Annotated in this window: 8 protein-coding genes; 7 read left to right on the top strand and 1 reads right to left on the bottom strand. The window is 38.9% G+C overall.

Annotated elements, in window-relative coordinates; genetic code table 11:
- The 7 genes from BAZO_RS11305 to ysxE form a co-directional block, all read left to right on the top strand.
- Nucleotides 1–277: TRAP transporter large permease subunit (locus tag BAZO_RS11305; RefSeq protein WP_003331651.1), on the top strand; the 277-nt coding region annotated here is incomplete at its 5' end.
- Nucleotides 278–298: 21 nt separating this feature from the next.
- On the top strand, nt 299–1,807 hold the full coding sequence (locus tag BAZO_RS11300; protein ID WP_003331650.1) for a UxaA family hydrolase: 1,509 nt from the start codon (nt 299–301) through the stop codon (nt 1,805–1,807).
- Between the two features lie 11 nt (nt 1,808–1,818).
- Nucleotides 1,819–3,348 (top strand): tagaturonate reductase, encoded by a 1,530-nt coding sequence (locus BAZO_RS11295; RefSeq protein ID WP_003331649.1) that lies wholly within the window; start codon nt 1,819–1,821, stop codon nt 3,346–3,348.
- An 82-nt stretch (nt 3,349–3,430) separates the two neighbouring features.
- Nucleotides 3,431–4,441 (top strand): zinc-binding alcohol dehydrogenase family protein, encoded by a 1,011-nt coding sequence (locus BAZO_RS11290; RefSeq protein ID WP_003331648.1) that lies wholly within the window; start codon nt 3,431–3,433, stop codon nt 4,439–4,441.
- A 20-nt stretch (nt 4,442–4,461) separates the two neighbouring features.
- Nucleotides 4,462–5,100, top strand: a complete 639-nt coding sequence (locus BAZO_RS11285) for a bifunctional 4-hydroxy-2-oxoglutarate aldolase/2-dehydro-3-deoxy-phosphogluconate aldolase (protein WP_003331647.1) — start codon at nt 4,462–4,464, stop codon at nt 5,098–5,100.
- A gap of 272 nt (nt 5,101–5,372) precedes the next feature.
- Nucleotides 5,373–6,845: a LysM peptidoglycan-binding domain-containing protein gene (locus BAZO_RS21200; protein ID WP_003331645.1), complete on the top strand. Its 1,473-nt coding sequence runs from the start codon at nt 5,373–5,375 to the stop codon at nt 6,843–6,845.
- A gap of 106 nt (nt 6,846–6,951) precedes the next feature.
- On the top strand, nt 6,952–8,070 hold the full coding sequence (gene ysxE, locus BAZO_RS11275) for a spore coat protein YsxE (RefSeq protein ID WP_003331644.1): 1,119 nt from the start codon (nt 6,952–6,954) through the stop codon (nt 8,068–8,070).
- A 98-nt stretch (nt 8,071–8,168) separates the two neighbouring features.
- On the opposite strand, the gene BAZO_RS21755 is transcribed toward ysxE, so the two are convergent.
- Entirely contained in the window at nt 8,169–8,357 is a 189-nt protein-coding gene (locus tag BAZO_RS21755) for a hypothetical protein (protein ID WP_081585692.1), read from the bottom strand.
- Nucleotides 8,358–8,498: the final 141 nt, after the last annotated feature.

Below are 8,498 nucleotides of genomic sequence, written 5' to 3'. Positions count from 1 at the left end.
TTCTATTATTATCTTAACGCCATTATTTATGCCAATGTTGATGCAATATGGGATTGATCCCGTCCATTTCGGAATCTTCTTCATTATCTGTTTAAGTATAGGTACAATGACACCACCGCTAGGGACAATCATGTTCGTAACTTGTGCCGTTACCGGTACGAAGGTAGAGGAATTCGTAAAAGAAAGCTGGCCGTTCTTAGTAATACTAATTATTGCAGCGTTATTAATGGCGTTCGTTCCAAGTATCTCTATGTTCTTGCCAAATCTACTATTCTAGTAACAGGGGGAGTCTTTTCTAATGAATAATGCAGTCCTAAATGTCACTCAAATTCATCCTGATGATAATGTCTGGATCTGTTTGGCTGATATGAAAAAAGGTGACGAGTTAATCATCAACGGTCACAAGGTTACTCTCATGGAAGATATAGGAAGAGGTCATAAGGTAGCATGCAAACCTATTAAAAAGGGTTCCAATATTGTTAAGTACGGATTTCCGATTGGCCATGCCGAGGCAGATATTGATCCTGGTGAATTTGTTCATACGCATAACGTAAAAACAAATTTAAAGGGTGAACTTGAATATACCTTTAATCCTACAAATAATCAACTAAGCGCAACCAATGATAAAGTAAGCCCTACGTTTATGGGCTATCCTCGTGAAAATGGCGATGTTGGTGTGCGTAATGAAATTTGGGTTATTAATACTGTAGGCTGCATTAACAAGGTGGCCGAAAACCTTGTGAAAATGGCGGAGCGTTCAATAAAGGTAGACAATATCGATGGCTTTAGTCATTTTGCTCACCCATATGGCTGCTCGCAATTAGGTGATGATTTAGTTTATACCCAAAAAATATTAGCAAATCTAATTCATCATCCAAATGCAGGGGGAGTCCTCGTGTTAGGGCTAGGCTGTGAAAATAATTACATTGATTTATTTAAAAATGTGATCGGTGAATATAACCCTGATCGCGTAAAATTCCTTACTGTGCAGCAGGTTGAGGATGAGTTTGAAGAAGGTCTTGCAATCCTTGAGGAGCTCGCAGAGTACGCTGGTCGAATCAAACGAGAAGCGGTTCCGGTTTCTTCCCTGAAGATTGGGTTAAAATGCGGAGGTTCTGACGGACTTTCCGGTATTACAGCCAATCCACTGCTTGGCGTATTCTCTGATAAGTTGATCTCTTATGGAGGAAGCACGGTATTAACAGAAGTACCGGAGATGTTTGGTGCGGAAACAATTTTAATGGACCGCGCCAAGGATGAAGAAACATTTGCGAGAATTGTAGATTTAATTAATAATTTCAAAAAGTATTTTATCAAATATGACCAGCCAGTTTATGAAAATCCTTCTCCAGGAAACAAAGCTGGCGGTATTACAACATTAGAGGAAAAGTCGTTAGGCTGTGTTCAAAAGGGTGGATTTTCCCCCGTTAATGATATCCTTGAATACGGAGGCCGTGTAACTGAAAAGGGCTTAAGTCTTCTTCAAGGTCCAGGAAATGATTTAGTATCAGTAACTGGCTTAGCAGCATCCGGCTGCCAAATCGTCTTATTTACAACAGGAAGAGGTACTCCATTTGGAGGCCCAACACCAACTGTCAAAGTCGCAACGAATACAGCACTTGCAGAAAAGAAAAAAAGATGGATAGATTTCAACGCCGGTCAGTTAGTAGAAGGCACTACTATGGAAGAATTATCAGAACAATTTTTCCAGTATATTATTGACGTAGCTTCTGGAAGAAAACAGACTAACAATGAACTTTATGGTTACAAAGAAATAGCCATTTTTAAAGATGGCGTAACCATGTAGGAGATGAGTAAATGTCTAATACTTCGTCATTATTAAATAAAAAAACTCTATTAGAAACTGGTTTTGCTAACGGACTTCCATCATCCTCTTATCCTGAACGTGTGTTGCAAATTGGGGAAGGAAACTTTTTAAGAGGATTCATTGATTGGATGTTTTTCGAAATGAATAAGGTTGGGGAGTTTCAAGGCCGTGTTGTTGCTCTTCAGCCAACCCCTAGAGGGAAGGTTGTACCGAAGCTGAATCGCCAAGACTGCTTGTATACCCTTATCCAAAGAGGGATTTACCAAGGGACTACTGTCGAAAAGATTGATGTAATTGATTCCATAAGTAGAGGCATCAACCCTTATTCAGATTGGGAAGAGGCTCTAAAGGTAGCGGAATCTCCTGACATTGAATTTGTATTTTCTAATACAACAGAAGCAGGGCTGCAATATGTTGATGAGAGTTTTGACGAAGCTGCTTCCCCTCTATCATTTCCAGGCAAACTTGTGTCACTGCTATTCCACCGTTATACAATTTTTAACGGTGAAAAGGGCCGTGGCTGGATGATTATTCCTTGCGAATTAGTAGAGAATAATGGGGTTGTTTTAAAGGAGCTTTGCAAAAAGCTTACATTGAATTGGGGACTTCCGGAGTCATTTTGGACATGGGTTGAAAATGAGTGTTCGTTTTGCAATACACTTGTGGACAGGATCGTAACAGGTTTTCCGCATGGCGAAGAGCAACAATTAGCGGATCGTCTTGGCTATCAGGACGAATTAATGACAGTTGCAGAACCCTATCATTTGTTTGTTATTGATGGACCAACTGAACTACAAGAAAAGCTTCCTTTTAAAAAAGCTGGATTAAATGTTTATTTCGATGATATCACTTCGTACCGTGAATTAAAGGTAAAATTGTTAAATGCACCTCACACGCTCCTTGCCTCCTGCGGAATTTTGTATGGGGTTGAAACGGTAAGAGAGGGGATTAAAGATGATTTACTCGGTAATTTCATAATTCATGCGATGATGGAAGAAATAAGTTCAACATTACAGCCGAAGGAAAAGGAAAGCTCTAGTCAATATATTCATGATATCATTGACCGTTTCTTGAATCCGTTTCTGCATCATCGATTGTTGGATATTAGTTTAAATGGATATTCAAAATATCGAACAAGGGTTATGCCAAGCTTACTGGCTTTTAAAGAAGCAGAGGGGGCATATCCGAAAAGACTGGCTTTCAGCCTGGCAGCTTTAACTTCTTTTTATAAGGTAGTCGAAGACGATAAGGAAGCAAACAAGTTTTTTGGACATGGTCCTAATGGATTGTATGAAATTAGGGACAGCCATGACGTTATTTCGAAATTCCGTGAATTTTGGGAGAAATATGATGGAACGACGGAGTGTACAACTAAATTGGTAAAAGAACTTGTTGTTAATGACTTGCTGGGTGAAAAGACGTTATCAGAAGCAGAGGGGCTTTCAATATTTATTGCGAAACATATTATGATGCTTCAAGAATTAGGAATGAAAAAAACTTTAGAATTCATTGAACAATAAGTGAAACAGGGGGGCGGTTCTGCTGTTCCAAATTTTGTACAGTCCCTCCAGTTTCTTATTTTACTAACGGGAGATGTAAAAGTTGAAAACGATCGTATGTCAACAGCCTGGAGAAATGAAAATGATTGAACAAGAAAGACCTTCAGTCATTGCTGATAATGAAGTATTAGTAGCGGTAAAAAGAATAGGAATTTGTGGTACAGATATTCATGCTTATGGCGGAAACCAGCCATTTTTTGCCTATCCAAGAGTTCTTGGTCATGAATTATCAGCCGTTGTTGAACGTGTTGGTGCCCATGTAACAAAAGTTGAAGCAGGTGATCTAATCTCTGTTATTCCTTATATGCATTGTGGAGAATGTATCTCTTGTAAAAATGGTAAAACAAATTGCTGTACTAATATGAAGGTTCTTGGCGTTCATATAGATGGAGGAATGACTGAACATTTAGTCCTTCCGGAAAGCCATGTTTTTAAAGTAAACGAATTATCTCTAGAAGAAGCGGCGGTAATTGAACCGTTATGTATCGGTGCCCATGCAGTAAGAAGAGCTGATATTCGTGAAGGTGAAACAGTATTGATTGTTGGTGCAGGACCGATTGGGATGGGGGCAGCAAGATTTGCCAAGCTTCAAGGCGCGAAAACAATCATTATGGACATTAATGAAGAACGTTTACAGGCCTGCAAAGAATGGGCAGGTTGTGATTTTGCAGTCAAAGCATCTGATGCGGCTGTTGAAGAATTAAAAGCTGTGAATGCCGGCTGGCTTCCAACTGTAGTTATGGATGCAACTGGAAATAAATTTTCGATGACGAATGCATTTGATTATGTATGCCATGGTGGGAAGGTCGTTTATGTAGGGCTTGTGAAAGATACAATCACTTTCAACGACCCAGACTTTCATGCGAAGGAACTAACTTTAATGGGAAGCAGAAATGCGACTAAAGAAGATTTTGAATATGTTATTCAGTCTGTTAAAGATGGAAAAGTAAACGCAGCGTCTTATATTACTCATAAGATTAATTTTGATGATGCAGTTTCATATTTTGAAGCTAAAAGTTTCAATACCAATAAAGCGTTAATCGTCCTTGAATAGTGATGAAAGGAATTTTTTGAATGGAAAAATATCGAATTTTTCAACGTTTAATGGAATCTGGCGTTGTCGTAGTCATGCGTAAGATGACACCAGAGAAGGTTGTATCTATTGTTTCCGGATTGAAGTCTGCGGGGATAACAGCTGTTGAAATTACAGTTGAGGATAATGGTGGTCTCGAGGCAATCCAAACGGTTAAGGAGCACTTTAATGGTGAAATACTTATTGGTGCCGGTACCGTTTTGGATGGTGAGACTGCGAAGGAAGCTATTAATGCAGGTGTTGACTTTATCGTAACCCCAGTTGTTTCAAAAAGTGCGATCGACGTTGCCAAGCGCTATGGCTGTTTTATTGGGGTAGGTGCGATGACACCAACGGAAATATTGACTGCCTATGAAGCCGGGGCAGATTTAGTGAAAGTTTTCCCAGCAGATAATTTAGGTCCTTCTTATCTGAAAAATGTAAAAGGACCTCTAGGACATATTCCGCTAATGCCTACTGGTGGTATTAATTTGAATAATATCGGTGACTATGTAAAAAGCGGTGCAGTATGTGTAGGCGTAGGCGGAGCACTATACAATTATGATACAGAAGAAGAAATTGCAGCAGCGGCAAGAAAGTTTGTTGAGGAATATCAAAAAGCTAAAATGAATGTGGAGTAATTTAATTTTAGGAATTTGGTTACTTTTGGGTTTTGCACAAGGGATTTTATTTATGATCTCTTGTGCTTTTTTTATTTATTGGATTTAATGTGACATTTCGTATAGGTTTTAGGTATTTTGAGGATGATTCTATTTTTGCGCATTAAAAATATGGCATAAAAATGCCTGTCCCTACATAAATCTGTAATGTCATAGTAAAAATTGGATTCGAAAGGTGAAGTTGTATTTTGCTTTTTGAATAACCTCTAAATATAGAAGGGGGAGGACGTTCATTGACATTTAATCAAACATCTTCTATACGATTTTCAGTAGAAGAATCTGTATGGTTTAAAAAAGGACAGGAAGTATCTGATTTAATTGGTATATCGTTAGAACCTGAAATTTCTGTACAAGAACATGACAAATATATATCCATACGTGGTGCATTAGTACTTTCTGGAGAATATCGTGCACAAACTCGTGATGGTGAGGATGAAATTAATTCACTTCGGGATTCCGCCATCTACAGAACTGTCGACGAAGTTAGCGAAAATGGTGATGGAAATCTCGCTATGAAGCACCGCTTCCCAATTGATATTACGATCCCGACTAATCGTATCCGTAGCCTTGAGGAAGTATATGTACTTGTGGAATCCTTTGATTACGAAATTCCCGAAACCGGCAGGCTTGAGCTAAAGGCGGACCTGTGCATTAGTGGGATTGCAAATGAGAGAGAACAAGAGCAACAGAGTGTTTATGAACCACAAGAGGTTCGTGAAGGTGTACAGGAAATTTCGAGATTTAGTGAAATTCCAGTGGCGCAGGATATACGGGGAGAGTTAGGTATTCAACCGGATCAAGAGGTTCAAGCAGATCAATCGGTTGATGATGACGAGGAGGCGATAGAGGCTCGCCAGGCTTCTTTGAATGTACAGCTGGAAATTCCTCAGCCGCCCTCTTTAATCGAAGCTGTAACAACCAATGACGGACTCGGAAGTGCCTTTAGACAAAGTGTATTTGATACTTTTAAAAAGTCACAGGTAGAAAGCGAAAAAGAAGAAGAGGATACTTTTCCATCGTTTACTACAGAAGTTCGAAAACAAGAGGCTGAAAATGAGGCTGCTGATTTAGAAAATGCTGCTGAGGCAACAGAGGTACCGCCAGCCGCAGAAAGAGCAGAGGTTAATTTAACGCTTGTTTCCAAAGGAGTGCCAAATCAGAGCGAAGTCGTGGATGTTGATCAAGTGGATGAATTTGAGTTAGCAGAGCGACCAATTGTGGCCGAAGCAAACACGGAAGATGTTGTGGATGCAGATGCAGTTGCTGAAGCTGCCGTTGAAGAAACAGCTATCCCAGTGAATATTGTAGCAAAGAGGTCTCCGCAAATTGGTATGAAAGGTCGTTCGGAGCAACAAGAACAAGGCTGGAATCCAAAAAGCCTATATGGAACACCGCAAGCAACCTATAATACTTCCGGAGCAAGAGAAAATGTTGCAGAGGCAGTTGAAAATGAAACAGTAAAGCCACAACGTTCAATGAGAACAGAAAATGCCTTATATTTAACAAAAATGCTTTCTTCCGATGGTGAAGAGGATTTTTCAAAATTAAGGCTCCGCATTGTCCAAAATGGCGAGACATTAGGAACAATTGCTAAAACCTATGATATTTCTACAACTCAAATAATCCGCTTGAACGGGTTGGATGATGAAATTGTAAAAGAAGGGCAAATTCTCTATATCCCTGCCTATGCTGGAGTTGAAAAATAATGGGCTTCCATATGGGAGCCCTTATTTTTACTTTATGAAATAGGCTTTGTGCTTCGTTAAGCACTTGTTTTTCTAATCATCATGGAGTTCCGTGAGGTGATTTTTATTGAAACAACAAACACTTGAACCATATTTTAGAATATTAACAAAGTATAGGTTGGAACCTGATTTTATCGAGGATTATGGGAAGATCAAAAAAGTATACACAAAACAAGGAATTTTTGCATTAAAAGAAGTCAGATACTCGGAAGAGCAGCGAAATCGATTTATGCAAGCCGTTAATCGTTTGCATGACAAGGGCTACCGCCATGTTGTTCCAATTTATTTAAGTTCCGATGGCAGGCATTTACAAAGTGATAATAGCAGTGGCTGCGAATTTTATCTAATGCCATGGATTGATAATGGGCAAGTACGAGCGGATCAACGGTTTGTGGATTTAATGAGGGAAGCAGCTCGAATCCATAAAGTTACCGAGGTAACAGGGAAAGCAAATCACTCTTATTTTCAGCATTTTTATGAAAAATCTATTGCAAATATCGATAAGCGCAAACTTGATTATGAACGATTTATTGAAAAAAGTGAGCAGAAAATATATATGTCTCCTTTTGAATTATTGTATTGCACGCATTTTGTTCAATTAATGCGAATGGAGGATTTTGTATTAAATACCTTAGTGGACTGGTATGAAGCAACAAAAGAGAAAAACAAAGACCGCATATCTATTTGTCATGGCAATTTATCTCCTAACCATTTACTCTACGATGAAAGAGGGTACAGCTATCTTTTCAACTTTGACCGAACATTTAGGGCATCTCCCATATACGATCTGCTTGATTTCTTTAGAAAGGCGCTATATCGCTATCCGCAAAAAGTGGCTGAAGCCGTAGGATGGTATAAGGAATACAGCCAAAACCACCAACTTACAGACGATGAAAGATTATTATTATTTTACTATTTAACTCAAACAGATAACATTCACAGAATCATTCATCAATACCAAACAGACCCATCCATCTCAGAGAAAACTATTGTTGTTAAACTGCAACGATCAATCTGGCAAATGCAAGCCGCCCACACATTAGTCACACAAATAAATGAAGGCATTCAACAGGAAAAGAACGAGGCTTTATTTGCGGAAGATAACGGGGGTGGCGGTGAAAGCAGTGAAAGCAGTGATAGCTTTGTTGGTAGCGAAAATAATGGAGAAACTGAAAACAATTATTAGTAAAAATAGCGAAGCAGTGTTTACGAAGAAAACTATGACAGCATCTTCTCTAACACAGCAAAAAGGGCTGACCCCGAAATTCATAGGGCCAGCCCTTTTCATATCCACTCCAAGTAAAAGGCAACTAATGTTAAAATCAATATAGAAAGCAAAATGACATCAAAAGTCGTTGGGAGAAAAAGAGTTCGAATTGCTTGGAAAATAACAAGTGGCAACATAATCTGTTCCAACACTAAAAGAAAATGACGACACCAAGGAGGAAGACGAAATCGATAAAATCTACTCATGGGAACGATCTCCTTTCTAAGTTGTTGAATGAAAGGTCGTAAAATTGTGTAGTAGTATTTATTATATGAACAAATTTGGAAATTGTGTTGTTTCATTGGTCAAATTTTTAAATATGGTGAGAAGGGAAAATGCGGCCAAAC

This window comes from Schinkia azotoformans LMG 9581 (genome assembly GCF_000307855.1).
GTDB classification, from domain to species: domain Bacteria; phylum Bacillota; class Bacilli; order Bacillales; family Bacillaceae_J; genus Schinkia; species Schinkia azotoformans.
Note: the sequence above shows the minus strand (reverse complement) of the source record. Positions and strands in the feature narration are given on the sequence as shown.